The organism is Flavobacteriales bacterium (assembly GCA_020635855.1).
Taxonomy (GTDB): Bacteria; Bacteroidota; Bacteroidia; order JACJYZ01; family JACJYZ01; genus JACJYZ01.
The window spans coordinates 1,959,030-1,976,112 of the sequence record JACJYZ010000002.1 but is presented as its reverse complement, the minus strand read 5'-3'; the positions used below and the strand labels follow the sequence as shown (position 1 = coordinate 1,976,112).

The window sequence follows — 17,083 nt, the reverse complement described above, 5'->3', positions numbered from 1 at the left end:
GAGTCCTTTCCTCAAAAATAAAAAATAGAATGGGTTCGGCAGGTGTTCACCGGTGAAATCATCTGCGTGCCATCAGAAGGGCGGTTGCTGCGGCTTCTGAACCTTTATTACCCATATTGCCTCCTGCACGGGCGAGTGCTTGTTCCTGGGTGTTGGGGGTGAGTACCCCGAATACCACAGGCAGGTCTAGATCCAGGTTCAACCTCATGATACCATTGGCAACAGCCTGTGCAATGAATTCGTTGTGCGGGGTTTCTCCCTTGACGATGCATCCCAGGCAAATGATGCCATCGGTATGTTGCCCTTTTGCCAGGCGCAGAGCGGCAAGGGGAAGCTCAAAGCTGCCCGGAACGTCTATTCTTACAATGTCGTGGTTGGCAACACCGGCGGCCAAGAGGGTGTCCCTTGCACCTTCATAAAGGGCTTCGGTAACCTGGTTGTTCCAGGCGGATACCACAATCCCGAAGCGCAAACCCCCACCGGATGGGACGGCGTTAAAAGCAGCGGGCTTGTGTTCCTGTGTGGCCATGTATCGGGTTATTTTACCAGGCCTTCCGCCCGGGCGATGTACTTTTCAATTCCTTGCGCCTCGCGTGAATCGGGGAATTCTTTTTGGATGCGTTTGTAGGTTTTGGCCGCATCAGCATATTTCCCAAGCATTTCCTGGGCGGTGGCCGCTTTTTTCAGGTAAATGGGAGCCGTGAAATGATTGTCGTCTTTATCGGCTGCATCCTGATAATAGGAAAGTGCTTTGTCGGTTTGGTTCAGTTCCATGTATGCATCACCGATGGCGCCGATTGCGATCGGGCCCAGCATGGCATCGTCTGAATCAAAGTTGCCGAGGTGGTCGATGGCTTCCTGGAACTGGCCCAGGCGCAGGTAGCTGATACCCTGGTAGTATTCAGCCAGGTTTCCGCTGGCAGTCATGCCATAGTCGTCAGCAATTTGCTTGAAGCCCGGTTCCATGCCATTGCCGTTGATGGCCAGCATGAGTGAGTCCTGTTTGAAATAGTACTCTGCCGTGAACATCTTGCTTTCGGCTTCTGCTTCCTGTCCTGGAATATATACCTTGGCATAATACAGATAGGCTGCAATGATTACAACGATTGCACCTACCACGATGCTCAGGCTGTTCTTGTTCTCTTCGATATACGCCTCGGTCTTCGTGAGGGTCTCCGGCAGGTCTAATACGTTCTCTTCGGTTTGTGTGGCCATGGGGTTGTCCTTGGGTCCTTTTGTTTTGAGAAAGTGCAAAAATAATCTTTTTCGGCATTTCCGCATAGTCTACTGCGGTCCCTATACAGGGTAGGGGATGTAAATGTTAATATTAAAGACATTCAAAAGGGTATAAGCGATTGGTTGTGTGGGGGATGACAAATCAGCTTCGTGCATGAAGAACGGATGCGGTGGCTTTTGTATCTTTACACCATGTCGCTGTACCTGCAAAACCTTTCCCTGCTTAATTTCAAGAACTACGAGGACCTCAACCTGACCTTCGGGGAGGGGATCCATTGTTTGCTGGGACACAATGGTGAAGGCAAGACCAATGTACTGGATGCCATCCATTATATGAGTTTCGCTAAGAGTGCTTTTCAGTCTGCCGACAGCATGAACATCCGCCACGGCGCACCTTTTTTTGTGGTACAGGGAAGCTTCCGACTCGATGGGCATGATGAGAATATCTACTGCGGATTTAAGAAAGGCACCCGGAAGCAGGTCAAGCGCAACCAGAAAGACTACGAGCGTCTGGCCGAACACATCGGCTTGCTACCCGTGGTGATGATCTCGCCTTATGATATGGACCTTGTGACCGGCGTTAGTGAAGACCGGCGCAGGTTCATGGATAGTGTGATTGCACAGTACGACAGGGAATACCTCGAAAACCTGATGGCCTACAACCGTTTGTTGTCGCAACGGAATGCCCTGCTCAAGCACATGGCCATCGAAGGTAAACGCCAGAGCGATACCCTTGATATCCTCAACCTGCAAATGGAAAAGCCGGCGTTGCATGTATATGCCAAAAGGCAGGAATTTCTGCAGGGATTGGTACCGGTCTTTCAGTCGTACTATGAACGGTTGGCAGGAGGCAGGGAACAGGTGTCGGTTGAGTTTCAGTCGCACCTCCATGATGACCAGCCGGCGAACCTGTTTCGTGACAGTTTACCCCGTGATCTTGCGCTTCAATATACATCCAAGGGTGTGCATAAAGATGACCTGCTGTTCAAGTTGGGTGAGCACCCGGTCAAGCGGATCGGTTCCCAGGGACAACAGAAGACATTTCTGATTGCGCTGAAACTGGCCCAGTATGCTTTCATGAGAACACGCAAGGAAGTGAAACCCATCCTCATGATTGATGATGTGTTTGATAAGTTGGATGAGAACCGGGTGTCACAGTTGATGAGCCTTGTAACCGGCAGTGACTTCGGACAAGTGTTCATCACCGATGCGCATACGGCGCGACTGCCTGCCATTCTCCGGGGCCTGGATGTGCCGGCCCGCCACTACCATGTGAAATCCGGAGGCGTGATCACCGAAAAAGAACAGCCCCTTGAAGAAAAGCAATGAACAGTCGGTGGCAGAGGTCATCCGTGAACTCCTGCAAACCTATGGTCTTGAAAAAGGACTGGCAACACAGCGTCTCAAAGACGCCTGGGAAGGCATAGTGGGGAAAACCATCGCAACGCACACCGAGTCGTTGTCCGTGCGTGACGGTAAACTCTTCGTTAAACTCGATTCATCGGTGGTTCGGTCGGAGCTGGGTTATGTGAAATCTGCTCTGGTGAAAAAGCTGAATGAGGCCGCCGGTGAGGACGTTATCACCGAAATGGTGCTTTTCTAAAAAAAACAGGCAGGTTACCCCTGCCCGTCATTCACGTATTTATTTCTGACAAGGTTCAGAACCGCTCATCCGCACCGAAGAAAAAGTTGCCTTCAATTTCGGCATTGGCATCGCTGTCTGATCCATGGATCGCATTCGCACTGATGGAAGTCGCATACAGTTTGCGAATGGTACCCTCTGCTGCTTCAGCGGGATTGGTCGCGCCGATCAGTTTGCGGAAATCTTCCACGGCATTGTCTTTTTCCAGGATGGCAGCAACGATCGGGCCGGATGACATGTAGTCCACCAACTCCCCGTAGAACGGCCTTTCCTTGTGAACTTCATAAAATGCGCCCGCGCGCTCTTTTGAAAGTTTCAGGTATTTCATGGCTACCAGACGGAAGCCGCTTTTGATGATCTTATCCAGAATGGCACCGGTGTGCCCGGCTTCTACCGCATCCGGTTTGATCATGGTAAATGTTTTGTTTCCAGCCATCTTCAAATGATTTTTATGTAATAGGCTGCGAAGTTAACAAAACTAAGTATTGCCAGAACCGGAATATGGGAAAAGAGTATGTTATGTATAAGTAAAGCGGCTTCACTGCCACAGCTGGTTCCATGCATCACGGATCAGCAGAAAGCCCGGAAAGGCCACCACGATGAACACCGGATCCCACGTTCCGGTGAGCACGGAACGAACAGGAAGTGTGATGAAAAGGAATCCCAGGAAGATGATGGTGATGAAAAAGCTTTTTACCACCGTGGGGTTTCGTGCAGCCATGCTTTGGGTGCGTGCCGGACCATCGGCATAGTGCATGTTAAACGGAGGTGGTGGTGCGGTTGTGCGGGGTGCCTGGGCCGGCCTGGGGTTGGTTCCCGGCTTGCGACCGTACTTGATCAGGTAGTCGTAGTTGAAGCGTTTATCCGCATCAATCAATGTTTCGTAAGCAAGGTTGATTTGGGAAAACAGGGCGTTTGCTTCCGGTGAAGGGTTGATGTCGGGATGAATCTCCATGGCGATCCGACGGTAAGCCCGTTTGATCTCCTGGTCGCTTGCATTCCGGCCTACCCCAAGCAGTTTATAATAATCAATGCGCATGTACTGATCTTACGAAATGAACCGGCAGAGGTTCAGGGACAGAACACAAAATACTAATCCTCCGAGAATTCCACCAATTGTCTGCGGTAAGCAGAGAAAAGTTTCGACCTGGAAATGAAGCCCAAGTACTTGCCCTCTTTGCTGATCACCGGCAGGTTCCATGCACCTGTGTCTGCAAAGGTGTTGGCCACTTTCTCCATGGAGTCTTCTTTTTTGATGTAGGCCGGCGGCATGTCCATGAGGGTTTCCACGGTGATTTTGTCATACTTCTCGGGCTGGAACATGATTTCCCGTATATCATTCAAGAGCACTACACCCACCATTTCACCCGCTTTGTTTACCACGGGGAAGATGTTGCGGTGTGATCGGGCCACCACTTTCACCAGTTCACCCAGTGTTTGCTTGGGGTGGATGGACTCAAAATCGTTTTCTATCACCTGGTCTACCTGCAGCCTATTCAATACCGCCTTGTCTTTGTGGTGCGTGATCAGTTCGCCACGTTTCGCCAGTTGCATGTTGTAAACCGAGTGCGGAATGAAGGTCTTGACGGTTACATAGGATATGGATGAGGTTACCATCAGCGGCAGGAAGAGCCCGTACCCACCGGTGATCTCCGCGATCATAAAGATGGCGGTCAACGGTGCCTGCAGCACACCTGCAATGAGCCCGGCCATGCCCACCAGGATGAAGTTGCTGGTTTCAAGGTGAAAGTAGGTAAGATTGTTCACAGAGGTGGAGAAGATGAACCCGCCCAATGCGCCCATGAACAGGGCAGGGGCGAATATCCCTCCGACGCCTCCACCCCCGAAGGTAACCGAGGACGCGATGACCTTCAGGAACAGCACGGCCAGCATGAACAGGATCACAATGTAAATGTTGTTGTGAAACTCGTAAAACAGGCTATCGCTGAACAGGTTTTGGTAGTTACCCGTGAACAGGTCGTTTACCACATTATAGCCTTCACCATACAACGGAGGGAAGAAAAAGATGAGCAGTCCGAGTATCAACCCGCCAATCAGGGCTTTTTTGTAATACTTGGTGTTGGATTCGAAGCGTTCTTCGATCCACCAGAAGACCTTACTGAAGTAGACCGACAGCAACCCTGTTAACAAACCCAGTATGATGTAGAAAGGAGCCACCTTGGGTGTGAAGATGGTGCGGAATTCATAGTGGAAAATGACTTCCGACTCCATCAGTAGCATGGATGTGAGGGCGGCTGATGCCGAAGAAATCAGCAGTGGAATCAGGGAAGACATGGTGAGGTCGAGCATGATGACCTCAATGGCGAATACGATGGCGGCAATGGGACAGTTGAAGATGCTGGACATGGCACCTGCCACACCACAGCCAATCAGCAATGAAATGCTTTTGTAATTCAGGTGTAAGACCCTGCCCAGGTTGGAACCGATGGAAGCACCGGTGGATACCGACGGTCCTTCCAGTCCGACGCTTCCCCCGAATCCCACAGTGAAAGCACTCGTGATCATCGACGAGAACAGGGTATGACTGGGTAGAATGCTGTTGTTCTTTGAGATGGAGTAGAGGGTGTTCGGAATGCCGTGTCCGATCGGTTTGCGTAATACGTACTTGATGAAAGTAACGGTTAGCAACAGACCGATCAGCGGGTAAGCGAAGTACAGGTAGTTCTGGTAGTGCCCGGTAAAGCCGCTGGTTAGCAGGTTGCGGATCACATAAACCGTGTTTTTAATGAAAACGGCGGACAAACCCGTGGCGAACCCCACCACCACACTCAGCAGAATGATGAAGTTTCTTTGCTTGATGTGCCTGACCCTCCAGATCAGGAATCGGGTCAGGAGTGATTTTTTACGGGCTATTGATTCTACTGGTTCCTCTGCCATATCAACTCGGCTTCCCTTGACAGCATCCGGGAAGCCGGTGCAAAGCTACAACATTCCACCGGAAAGGTTGAACAACCGGCGGCCTGAAATAGCCGACGTGTTCTGCCTGTTGGCATTATTCCGCGATGTGTTGCTGTAATTCGGAGATAAGTGTCGGGAGGTTGGTGGTGCCGTCACCAATCGTGAACAACAGGTTTTTTCCTGACTGGCGGCCGTTCTCATCCACCTCGCGAAGTTCAAGTCGGCCTTTGAACTCTTCCTGTGCTCCACCTTTCTTGGGGTGTTCCACAAAGATGAACAACAGGATGCAGCGGGCATCTCCTTTTTTGAGCATGCTGGGAAGGCTGCCTCCGCCAACCGGCGCCTTGATATAGGTGAATGCAGGTTCAATGCCGATTGCCTTCAGGTCTTCCTCTGTGTATTTTTTTGCATCGGTATAGGTCTCACTTTCGTTGGTGATCTTTTTGGATTCTTCCTCACCGAACTGGAGTCCCAATGCCACATGATGTTCGCCGTTGAACACGCCTTTGGGGAATTCCTGAGCAAAAAGACAAGAGGAGGAAGAAATAAGAAGCAGGATCAAGAGTCGTGTTTTCATGCCGGGGAATGTTTATGTGAATGAATAAGGTAAATGTACGGCATTCGTCGGGTGGTTGCAAGAGGAAGCAGCTTTGTTGGGATAAACAAAAGCCGGAACCAAAAGGCTCCGGCTTGTAAGGAAAGAAAGGTAGGATTAACGGATCAGGGTTACATGACCCACCCGTTTCCATTTGTTTCCGTAACAATCCACGGCTTTTACCAGCCACACATATACGTCTTCCTGCGCAATGTCCGCGCCGTTGTTGGCGGTTCCGTCCCAACCCCTCATGTTATTGGTTTCAAAGATGAGGTTGCCCCAGCGGTCGAAGATATACATCTCGAATTCGCAGTAGTTGTACTCACCAACGGTGAAGTATTCGTTCTTGCCATCCTGGTTGGGTGTAAACGCGTTGGGAATGTAGATGCTGGTGATGTCTTTCACGCAAACGGTTCGGGGAATGCTGTCCACACATCCGTATTGGTTCTCGATCCAGAGGGTTACATCGTAACACCCCGTGTCGGCGTAAGTGTGTATGGGGTTCTGCAGGGTGGATGTGGTGCTGTCGCCAAAATCCCATACCCAAGTGATGGCATCGCTTGATTTGTCAAAAAAGTTGATCACCGGGTTCAGTAGCAATACCTCTGTTGGGTTGGGCACGAATTCGGCCCTAGGAAGAATCTGTTCGTTGCCCACGGTGCCGGTACCTTCTACCGTGCATCCGTTGGCATCGGTCACGGTGACGCCATAGGTGCCCTCGGTCAGCATCTTGATGGTGTCGGTGGTGCTTCCGTTCGGGTCACTCCATACTAGGGTATAAGGAGGCGTTCCACCGGAGGATGTCTGGAATACGGTACCCGTACTGTCATGGCATATTTCATCCGTTGACTCCGTGGAGACCTTCACCGCGGGTGGCTGGTTGATCACAACAGAATCACAGACCTGGCATCCCTGCACATCGCGCAGACACACCTTGTAGGTTCCTGCGCAGAGTCCGGTTGCTGTGGCGCCGCTCTGGTTGCCCGGGTCATCCCATGTATAGTTGTAGGGTGCAATGCCGTTGGATCCTTGTGCGGTGGCTGTGCCCGTGCAATCACCGTAACATAACGGGTCGGTGCTGTCGGTGATGTCTACAGCAGGCATGCTGTGTCCGGTCACACTGTCTTTGGTTATTGTTACACACCCATTGAAGTCGCTGACGGTAACCGTGTATGAGCCTGCGCAAACATTCGGGCAAGTGGCTGAGGCGCACCCGGAACTCCAGATATAGTCGAACGGACCACTGCCTGTTGCATTCACGGCTACCGTTCCATTGCACAGTCCACATGTAGCATCGTTGGTGGAAGAGGTCAGGTCGGGTGGTTGATTTACGGTGAACGTAGCGCATGTACTGGCACTTTTTCCGAACGCATCGGTTACGGTCACACAAAAGTCGGTGGTCAAGGCCGGGCATGCAGGGTGCGGACCTGCGCCTACAAGCGTAGGATCACTCCATGTATAGGTATACGGCGGAATGCCTTTGGATACCTTGGGGGCGAGGATGCCGCAGTCGCCCAGACAAAACTGATCCGGTGCAAGGGTGACTTCCGGTATACAGATGGATGTAACGGAAACCTCTCCATCGGTGGTACAACCGTGTGCATCGGTAATGAAAACATGGTAGGTAACAGTTGAGTCAGGCACAGTGGTAATGGTGATGGTGGAAGTGGTGCCTGATCCCGGATCGTCCCACATATATGTGTACGGTGATGTGCCGCCAGTCACCGTGGCAGTCAGATCCAGGGTGGGAGTTTCATTGGAGCACACCGTGGTATCGGATGGAAGCGTCACCGAGGGTATGGGGTAAACGACAAACGTAGAGGTGGTGCTATCGGTGTATCCGTCGGCATCCGTGATGGTGATGTGATACACAGTGGTTGTGGCCGGGCAGACATTATATGGCCCCACATCTGTTCCGCCGACATCAGGTGACCAGGTATAGGTGTAAGGTGGTGTTCCGCCAGAGCCTGTTGCCAGTACGTCGCCGCATGATCCGGAACACACCGAATCCGCCACGGCCGTTACATGCGGATCACATCCCTTTGTGGTGATCACCACGCTGTCAGTGGATATACATCCTGCGTTGTTGTTGGTGGTGACCACATAAGTGATGTCTGAAAACGGTGGGTTTACCTGCGGATTGGGGCATGTGGTACAGCTCAGTCCGGTGGTCGGGGTCCACTGGTAGGTGGCCTGGTCGTCATTGGAAATGGTGCTGAGCTGGATGGGGTCGGTTGAATTTCTGCAAACGAGTGTATCGCCGGAGGCTTTCACGCCGAATATCACCAGGGTATCGGTGATGTAGGTATAGCATCCGGGTGATGCAATGTTTTCCATACGAACGGTGTAGATATCACCATCTACAAGCGGCACTGTTGCTGTGATGTCGGTGCTTACAACGGGAGGTGTTAACGGAAGCGTTCCCTTGTACCATTCGTAATTCGTAAATCCCTGCGGCGCTGTCAGTGTAACACTGTCTTGCCAGGCGCAGACATTAGCGCCATCGATTTCCAGGGGGGAGCAGTAGGTGTCTACATAGGCATATCCCCAGTGACCACCCTTGCCGCAGTCGGCTGTACAGAACTGAATGGTAACCTGCTGGCCGATATATGCAGTGAGGTCGGTGGCTACCGGTGTCCAGTTTTTATACCATACACTTGTGTCTCCGCAGGCCGGGTTGGCAGCATTGTTATAGCCCTGGTTGATGGCGTCCTTGCTTACTACGAGGTATTCGCCACCGCAGGGAACCGGACTGCCATTGGAGGAAATGTTGATATTGAAACGGGGGCGCTCATCGTCGGTGTGGTTGTCGGGAGGATCCTGGAAAACCACGGCATACATGTAGGTGAACAATGCATTTTCCTTGTATACCATAAACGTTTTTGACATGCACTCGGCCTGTTTGCCTGCTTCCTGGTTTCCGATCCGTACAGAATAGTTACCGCATCCGGGCGCCACTATAGGTATCTGGTTGTCGCTGTTCGGGTCGAATCCTGCGCCGGTTGTAAGGGTATGGCGGATATTGTTAGCGGCGGGATTGCGTGTGTTGCAGGTTCCGAGGCTTCCGTTCACGGAATTAATGCCGGGCTGCAAGCCTGCCACATCGCATTGGATCGGACAGCAGGGAGGGTTCATGCCCCCGTCGAAGTGGCATCCGTCCCAATTGGAAAGATCTCCGTCTTCAAACCCCAGGTTGTCGCCGCAATCGCTTGTGCCGTAGGTGTCATTAGGTGATGCCAGGGGCAGAAGTTGCTGGGCATGGGATGCCGCGGTCATGAGGGATAGCCATCCGCACAAACCCAAAACAAATCGTCTCATGTAAATCTTCATCAATCTGATACCGGTTACAATGTTCAAAAATGAGGAAGCCCATTAAAAACATGAGATGCATCAAACCTGCTAAAGTTTAATCCCATGGCGCGACAGGGGTAAGAACAGGCCCGGAACTTCCGGTGGACAAACACAAAGTTAGCCTGTGTGGAAGTTTCGGGCAAAAATATTTTTGATGAAATCAGGTCTCTAATTTGGTGGTGAAATGCAGAAAAACAAAAGCCGGATGGGGATTCCGGCTTTTGTAATGTGTGATTCAAATGTGGATGAAAGCTACCTGATCAAGGTCACGTTACCAACTCGCTTCCATTTATTTCCGTAGCAATCCTTCGCTTTGACCAACCAAACATATACGTCCTCTTGCGCGATTTCCGCACCGTTATTGGCGGTACCGTCCCATCCCCGCATACTGTTGGTTTCGAAAATAAGGTTGCCCCAACGATCAAAGATATACATCTCGAACTCGCAGTAGTTGTACTGGCCGATCGTGAAGTATTCATTTTTACCGTCGTTGTTCGGGGTGAATGCATTGGGAATATAGATGCTGGAAATGTCTTTCACGCATACGGTTTGAGGGATGCTATCCACGCATCCGTACTTGTTCTCAATCCACAGCGTCACCTGGTAACATCCCGTGTCAGCGTATGTGTGAATGGGGTTTTGCAGGGTGGAGTGCCTCCGCCTCCACAGCCATTGCATGTACACACGCCATTGGTGGTGCTGGTGCTGGTACATTGAGAAGGGCATCCGCCCGGGAATTGTTGTCCGACCGGACAAGTGCCCAGGGTTCCGTCGTAATGGCAACCTGTCCACCCGGTCAGGTTGCCGTCTTCAAAACCCAGATTGTTGCCACAGTCTTCACCGTAAACCGCATCCGGGGTGGGAAGTGGTAATAGCGTTTGCGCAAAAAGAGGCTGGCTCCATGCCCAGATAAGGCATGCCAGCAGATATGCGCAATGTTTATAACAATGCCGCATGACATGGGGTTGTTAAAAGTTACGGTGGGCGCTCGGGAGAGGCGACACACAAACACCCTCCGAAAAAGAATACGGACTAACTCTTCAAATAAGAATACGGACTAACTATACTACACTTACGTAACCAATGTACTAAGAGATATGGATATTCGCAATTTTTAACCCGGATATTTTGACAGGGTAATTATGTATAACTAGGCTTTTGATTTCCGTGTTATGCCGATGGGGTGCATAAATGTGGCGTTGACTCGTGCTGTCCAAAGGGGCGTTAAGCAATGTGGCGGATTGTGACCGCAAGTGAGTCGGAGCTATGTTTTAGAGCAAATAATCCGGGTAAATACTTTTGAATCGAAGTGTAGGCGATGAGGGGTGAAATGAATGAAAAAAAGGCGCCAGATCTGACGCCTTTTCAAATGGAACTATGATGCGATCAGGCCTTTTGCAACTTCTCGCCTTTTTTGATGGGTTTTCTGAAAACGATTTGGTTATCGAAAACATCCATCACCACATCCTGACCTTTTTCCACTTCACCTGCCAGCAGCGCTTTCGACAGGCTGTTCAGCACTTCCTTTTGGATCAGACGTTTGATGGGACGTGCGCCGAATTGCGGATCAAATCCTTTCTCACTGATGTATTGAATCACATCATCGGAAGCTGTCAGTTTGATGTCCTGCTTCAATACCTGTTTTTGCAGCAAATTGAGCTGGAGCTTCACAATGTCGTGAATGTGCTTTGAGGACAGCGGTTCGAACATGATCACCTCATCCACGCGGTTCAGGAATTCCGGCCGCATCGACTTTTTCAGCAGTGCCATCACTTCGGTGCGGGTGCTGTTCATGATCACCTCGCGGTTTTTGTCGTTCAGTTTCTCGAAGTTTTCCCGAATGATATCCGACCCCAGGTTGGATGTCATGATGATGATGGTGTTCTTGAAATTGGCCACACGTCCTTTGTTGTCCGTAAGCCGACCATCATCCAACACCTGGAGCAGCACATTGAATACGTCGGGGTGCGCCTTTTCAATCTCATCCAAAAGGATTACGCTATACGGTTTACGTCTGACGGCTTCCGTTAACTGTCCGCCTTCATCGTATCCCACATATCCCGGAGGGGCACCAACCAGTCGTGATACCGCATGGCGTTCCTGGAATTCACTCATGTCAATGCGGGTCATCAGGTTCTCGTCGTTGAACAGGTAGCCGGCCAGCGCTTTGGCCAGTTCGGTTTTACCTACGCCTGTGGTTCCAAGGAAGATGAATGAACCGATGGGGCGTTTCTCATCCTGTAAACCGGCACGGCTTCTCCGCACCGCATCCGATACGGCGGTGATGGCTTCATCCTGGCCGATGACCCGTTTGTGTAATTCATCTTCCAGGTGCAACAATTTATCCTTTTCGCTTTGCAGCATCTTGGTTACGGGAATGCCGGTCCAGTTGGAAACCACTGCGGCGATGTCTTCGGCATCCACTTCTTCCTTGATCATCTTGCTGCCTTTTTGCTCGGTCTCCAGCTTTTGCTTGTATACTTCCAGTTGGTTCTCAGCTTCCTTGATCTTGCCGTACCGCAGCTCGGCCACGCGTTCGTAATTGCCCGCGCGTTCCTGTTGTTCGGCTTCCAGTTTGTACTGTTCGATGTCTTCCTTGCATTTCTGAATGCCTTCCACGATTTCCTTTTCCGCCTGCCATTTGGCTTTCAGATCATTTCTTTCTTCACTCAGGTTGGCGATTTCCTCGGAAAGGTTTTTCAGTTTCTTTTCGTCTTTTTCCCGTTTGATGGCTTCGCGTTCGATTTCCAGCTGGCGGATCTTGCGCTCCACTTCATCCAATTCCGCCGGCATGGAGTTGATTTCCATGCGCAGTTTTGATGCGGCTTCATCCATCAGGTCAATGGCCTTATCCGGAAGAAACCGGTCGGTGATGTAGCGTTGTGACAATTCCACCGCAGCAATGATCGCTTCGTCTTTGATGCGCACTTTATGGTGCGTCTCGTATTTTTCCTTCAGTCCGCGCAGGATGGAAATGGCATCATTGCCATCCGGTTCATCAATGGTGACTTTCTGGAACCGTCGTTCCAGTGCCTTGTCTTTCTCAAAATACTTTTGGTACTCAGCCAGTGTCGTAGCACCTATTGCCCGGAGTTCTCCCCTTGCCAGGGCGGGTTTCAATATGTTCGCGGCGTCCATGGCGCCTTCACCGCCACCTGCCCCAACAAGGGTGTGTATTTCATCAATAAAAAGCACGATCTCGCCTTCGGCGCCGGTTACTTCCTTGACAACGGCCTTGAGGCGTTCTTCGAATTCACCTTTGTACTTGGCGCCTGCCACAAGTGCACCCATATCGAGTGAGAAGATTTGTTTGGATTTGAGGTTCTCCGGCACATCACCGTTGATGATGCGGTGTGCAATACCTTCGGCGATTGCAGTTTTACCCACGCCAGGTTCACCGATCAGGATCGGGTTGTTTTTGGTCCGTCGCGACAAGATCTGCAACACACGTCTGATCTCTTCATCCCTTCCGATGACCGGATCCAGTTTGCCCGTACGCGCCATTTCATTGAGGTTGATGGCGTACTTGTTCAGGGCATTGTATGATTCTTCGGCACTATGGCTTGTTACGCGTGATCCCTTGCGGAGGTCGGTAATGGCCGCCTTCAGGTCTTTTTCTGTTACACCGCTGTCTTTTAGCAACTGAGATGTTTGGTCGCTGGTGCCCAGGATGGCCAGCAACAGGTGTTCGATGGATACGAACTCATCCTTGAATTCCGACATCAGTTGAAGCGCTTTCTGCACCACGGCATTTCCGTTTCTCGACAGGTAATGTTCATTGGTGCTTACCTTCGGAAAGGATGCAATGATCGCATCAACCGCTTTGCTCACGGCATCGAGGTTGACGTTCAGTTTCTTCAGCAGGAAGGGGGTCACATGCTCATCCACCGACAGAATCCCTTTCAGGATATGTGCCGGTTCGATGGCCTGTTGTTGGTTGCCCTGTGCAATCTGTTGCGCCTTTTGCAGGGCTTCCTGTGATTTAAGGGTGAATTGATTCAGGTTCATATTTCTGGTTTTCTTGTTGGATTCTGTTTCTGCTTCCCAAATGAAAGCAACGCTTTGAATGGATCAAAGAGCTTTCCAAGTTCCGAATCAGGACAGATTGACCGGAAAGATGTTGAGCCGGATCCATGGGCGTGGACATTTTGACCGCTATTGAGAGATCAAAGCAAATCAATACGACGTTTTGTCTTTTATGGAATGCGCCAGCCCGACATTTTCTAATTTTACCTCATGGAAGAAATCAAGGAACTGCTTCGTTTGCACTTTCCCGTTCTGGGTGATCCACGGCTTATGGACGAGATCGCACAATCAGGAAGGTACATGTCGATCCCGGAAGGTTCACAACTGATCGATTTCGGGCAGTATATCAAAACCATACCGCTTGTGGTGCAAGGGGCCATTAAGATCATGAGGGAAGATGATGATGGTGGCGAGCTTTTTCTTTATTACCTGCATCCCGGACAAACCTGCGCTTTATCGTTGAATTGTTGCATGGGACAAAGACCCAGTGAGATCAGGGCTATTGCAGAAGAACACACCGCATTTGTGGCGATTCCCATTGAAAAGATGGATGAATGGATGCAGGCCTACCCCGATTGGAAAGCGTTTGTGATGCAAACCTACCAGCAGCGGATGAATGAACTGCTTCAGACCATTGACAGCATTGCATTCAAGCAGCTGGATCAGCGCTTGGTGGAATACTTGCACAGCCGTGCCGAAGCTTCCGGTCAAAATGAACTGAGCCTGACCCACCAGGAGATTGCAACGGATCTGCATTCGTCACGTGAAGTGATATCCCGGCTGCTCAAACAATTGGAGAAGCAGGGACAGATTGTGCTGGGAAGAAATAAGGTGATGTTGAAGTAATCGTGGCCCGGGTTACCGCGACTTCCGGTCGTAGGTTTTTACCATTCCATAGGCATACTGCTGAAACGGTAGGTATTTGTTCATGGCAGAGAGGTGAGTGTTCATCGGAGGTTTGTCTGAAACAACATCTTTTCGGTTTGGCATGGATGCGACCATCATACAGAGTGAACAGGTCAGTAGCAGCAAACGTTTTCCATTTTTCATACAGCACTTCAAGTATCGGTTACGGGCGGAGGCAGGGACGACAAATGTATGCCACCCGTTTGTCGGCATTTTGAACGACGTGTTAAGTGTGTGTTGTATGATGTGCTCCCGTTGGTCGCGTAAATGGTAAATGGCTCCTTTCAGTCGCGTCAATCACACCCGACTTCATCGAACCACGAAAATGAACATCACCCCTCTGTGACATGTGTCACTGTATTTCTTTTTCACCCGCCGGATCTTTGTGTCATCAATCATGCAGATACAAACATTCAATACTTCTGACATATGAAAACAAACATGGGAAATACGGATCGGTGGGTGAGGGTGATTGTCGCCCTCTTGTTGGGCGCGCTCTACCTGACCGGTAAAATAGAAGGCACCCTGGGTGTTGTGGCCCTGGTGGTGGCTGTCGTGTTTTTGTTAACCAGCGTAGTCCGTTTTTGTCCGCTCTATTACCCTTTCGGCATCCGGACATGCAAAACCGAAAAGCAATGAACATGTTTCAGATACTGATCCTGGTTGCGACCGGACTGGCGGCAGGCTACTTGAGTGGACTCTTGGGTTTAGGTGGCGGGGTTATCGTGATTCCGGCACTGATCTACCTGTTGGGGTATTCGCAGCACCTTGCTCAGGGGACCACGCTTGGATTGATGGTATTACCCATCGGTCTGGCGGCTGCCCTGGAATACCACAAGAAGGGTTTTCTTGATGTACGGGCGGCCCTGATCATGGCAGTGGTGTTTGTGATCGGCAGTTACATGGGTAGCAAAATGGCACTGCAGGTAGATGCGGTAACACTCCGCAAGGGCTTTGCCGTCCTGTTGGTTGCCATCGCCCTTAAAATGTTTTTTCAAACCAGATAATTCCTGTTCAAATGACCATACATCAATTTTACGATAAGAACCTGGCACATGCTTCCTACGCCATTTTGAGCAATGGAGAAGTGGCGTTGGTTGATCCGGGCCGCGATCCGCAACCGTACTATACATTCGCTCAGAATCATGGTGCGAAGATCACCAAGGTTTTTGAAACGCATCCACATGCTGATTTTGTAAGCAGTCACTTTCAGATCCACAAAGAGAAAGGAGCTGGCATTTATGTTCATCAGGATCTTGGGGCGGGATATCCGCACATCAAGGTTGGCGATGGGGAAGTGGTTCCCCTGGGAGCAGTCACAATACGGGTATTATACACACCCGGTCATTCCCCGGACAGCATCAGCCTGGTGGCAGTGAATGAGGCAGGAAAAGACGAGGCGGTGTTTACCGGCGACTCTTTGTTCATTGGAGATTGTGGTCGTCCCGACCTGCGCGAGAATGCCGGGAATCTTACCGCCCGGAGGGAAGAATTGGCCCGCATGATGTACCATACCCTGCACCATCGTTTTCTGAAACTTGGCGATGATGTGAAAGTTTATCCGGCACATGGGGCGGGTTCATTGTGCGGCAAGAACCTGAGCGATCAATTGAGCAGCACCATCGGAGTGGAACGTGTTTCCAACTGGTCCATGCAGGAAATGAGTGAGGATGATTTTGTCAAGGCTTTGCTGGAAGGACAACCGTTCATTCCGAAATACTTCGGGTATGATGTGCGCCTGAATAAAGATGGTGCCCCGGATCTGAAGCCTGATTTCGCCTGGATTCCCGTGGTTGCATATCAGCCTGGATGGAAGCCGGATGTATTGGTGGTGGATGCCAGGCCCGCATCGAAATTCAGATCGGGCCACATGCCGGGGGCATTGAACGTGCCTTACAGTGCAACCGACAAGTTTGAAACATGGGTCGGAGCGGTGGTGGCCCCCGACGAAAAGTTCTACCTTGTTGTTGAGGAAGAATCGTCCCGGAAGGCAGCATTGGCAAGGCTGGCGTCTATCGGATATGACGCCCTGGTAAAAGGCGTGATGGTGGTATCGGAGATGGAGGGTGTCATTTCGAGCGAGTTGGAACACGATGCTTTTGAAGATGCATATGGCAACTATGTCATAATAGACATACGCCAGGAAGGTGAACACGCTGCCGGTCCTGTATTCTCGCATGCGGTGAACATACCCTTGTCGGAACTCAGGGAAAGGGTGAAGGAAGTCAATGGTGAAGCGCCGGTGGTGGTGCATTGTGCCGGTGGCTACAGGTCGGCCATCGGGACGAGTATCCTGGAGCGGGCTTTTCCGGGGCGCCATGTGTATGACCTGGGTAATCGCATTAAGACATGGATGGAGCGAATGCCATTATCCGCTTGAAGAATAAAATCTAACAACCAAATAAACA

General features: G+C 50.8%; 15 protein-coding genes. 6 read left to right on the top strand and 9 right to left on the bottom strand.

Annotated elements, in window-relative coordinates:
* Nucleotides 1-58: 58 nt before the first annotated feature.
* Both H6585_08205 and H6585_08200 read right to left on the bottom strand, forming a co-directional pair.
* Nucleotides 59-529: a 6,7-dimethyl-8-ribityllumazine synthase gene (locus H6585_08205; GenBank protein ID MCB9448311.1), complete on the bottom strand. Its 471-nt coding sequence runs from the start codon at nucleotides 527-529 to the stop codon at nucleotides 59-61.
* Between the two features lie 8 nt (nucleotides 530-537).
* A complete protein-coding gene (locus H6585_08200; GenBank protein MCB9448310.1) occupies nucleotides 538-1,215 on the bottom strand; it encodes a tetratricopeptide repeat protein in 678 nt (225 codons plus the stop codon).
* Between the two features lie 186 nt (nucleotides 1,216-1,401).
* Between H6585_08200 and H6585_08195 the strand changes: the two genes are divergently transcribed.
* Nucleotides 1,402-2,565, top strand: a complete 1,164-nt coding sequence (locus H6585_08195) for a DNA replication/repair protein RecF (protein MCB9448309.1) — start codon at nucleotides 1,402-1,404, stop codon at nucleotides 2,563-2,565.
* Nucleotides 2,549-2,839 (top strand): DUF721 domain-containing protein, encoded by a 291-nt coding sequence (locus H6585_08190; protein MCB9448308.1) that lies wholly within the window; start codon nucleotides 2,549-2,551, stop codon nucleotides 2,837-2,839. Before H6585_08195 ends, H6585_08190 begins: the two co-directional genes overlap by 17 nt.
* 55 nt (nucleotides 2,840-2,894) lie before the next feature.
* On the opposite strand, the gene H6585_08185 is transcribed toward H6585_08190, so the two are convergent.
* The 7 genes from H6585_08185 to clpB all read right to left on the bottom strand — a co-directional run bounded on the left by H6585_08185 (nucleotide 2,895) and on the right by clpB (nucleotide 13,751).
* The gene (locus H6585_08185) at nucleotides 2,895-3,314 is read right to left on the bottom strand and encodes a nucleoside-diphosphate kinase (GenBank protein MCB9448307.1); all 420 of its coding nucleotides are present in this window, start codon (nucleotides 3,312-3,314) and stop codon (nucleotides 2,895-2,897) included.
* 102 nt (nucleotides 3,315-3,416) lie between these two features.
* Nucleotides 3,417-3,917, bottom strand: a complete 501-nt coding sequence (locus H6585_08180) for a J domain-containing protein (protein ID MCB9448306.1) — start codon at nucleotides 3,915-3,917, stop codon at nucleotides 3,417-3,419.
* 53 nt (nucleotides 3,918-3,970) lie between these two features.
* Nucleotides 3,971-5,776, bottom strand: coding sequence for a chloride channel protein (locus H6585_08175; protein MCB9448305.1), 1,806 nt, complete (start codon nucleotides 5,774-5,776; stop codon nucleotides 3,971-3,973).
* A gap of 115 nt (nucleotides 5,777-5,891) precedes the next feature.
* Nucleotides 5,892-6,374: a hypothetical protein gene (locus tag H6585_08170; protein ID MCB9448304.1), complete on the bottom strand. Its 483-nt coding sequence runs from the start codon at nucleotides 6,372-6,374 to the stop codon at nucleotides 5,892-5,894.
* A 135-nt stretch (nucleotides 6,375-6,509) separates the two neighbouring features.
* Nucleotides 6,510-9,710, bottom strand: coding sequence for a gliding motility-associated C-terminal domain-containing protein (locus H6585_08165; protein MCB9448303.1), 3,201 nt, complete (start codon nucleotides 9,708-9,710; stop codon nucleotides 6,510-6,512).
* 285 nt (nucleotides 9,711-9,995) lie between these two features.
* A complete protein-coding gene (locus H6585_08160) occupies nucleotides 9,996-10,469 on the bottom strand; it encodes a gliding motility-associated C-terminal domain-containing protein (protein MCB9448302.1) in 474 nt (157 codons plus the stop codon).
* Between the two features lie 660 nt (nucleotides 10,470-11,129).
* Entirely contained in the window at nucleotides 11,130-13,751 is a 2,622-nt protein-coding gene (gene clpB, locus H6585_08155) for an ATP-dependent chaperone ClpB (protein MCB9448301.1), read from the bottom strand.
* Between the two features lie 228 nt (nucleotides 13,752-13,979).
* Here clpB and H6585_08150 point away from each other — a divergent pair, with 228 nt between their 5' ends.
* The 4 genes from H6585_08150 (at nucleotide 13,980) to H6585_08135 (ending at nucleotide 17,055) form a co-directional block, all read left to right on the top strand.
* Nucleotides 13,980-14,615 (top strand): Crp/Fnr family transcriptional regulator, encoded by a 636-nt coding sequence (locus H6585_08150; protein MCB9448300.1) that lies wholly within the window; start codon nucleotides 13,980-13,982, stop codon nucleotides 14,613-14,615.
* A 489-nt stretch (nucleotides 14,616-15,104) separates the two neighbouring features.
* The gene (locus H6585_08145; protein ID MCB9448299.1) at nucleotides 15,105-15,314 is read left to right on the top strand and encodes a DUF2892 domain-containing protein; all 210 of its coding nucleotides are present in this window, start codon (nucleotides 15,105-15,107) and stop codon (nucleotides 15,312-15,314) included.
* A gap of 2 nt (nucleotides 15,315-15,316) precedes the next feature.
* Nucleotides 15,317-15,682, top strand: a complete 366-nt coding sequence (locus tag H6585_08140; protein MCB9448298.1) for a sulfite exporter TauE/SafE family protein — start codon at nucleotides 15,317-15,319, stop codon at nucleotides 15,680-15,682.
* Nucleotides 15,683-15,693: 11 nt separating this feature from the next.
* Nucleotides 15,694-17,055, top strand: a complete 1,362-nt coding sequence (locus H6585_08135) for an MBL fold metallo-hydrolase (GenBank protein ID MCB9448297.1) — start codon at nucleotides 15,694-15,696, stop codon at nucleotides 17,053-17,055.
* Nucleotides 17,056-17,083 lie beyond the last annotated feature (28 nt).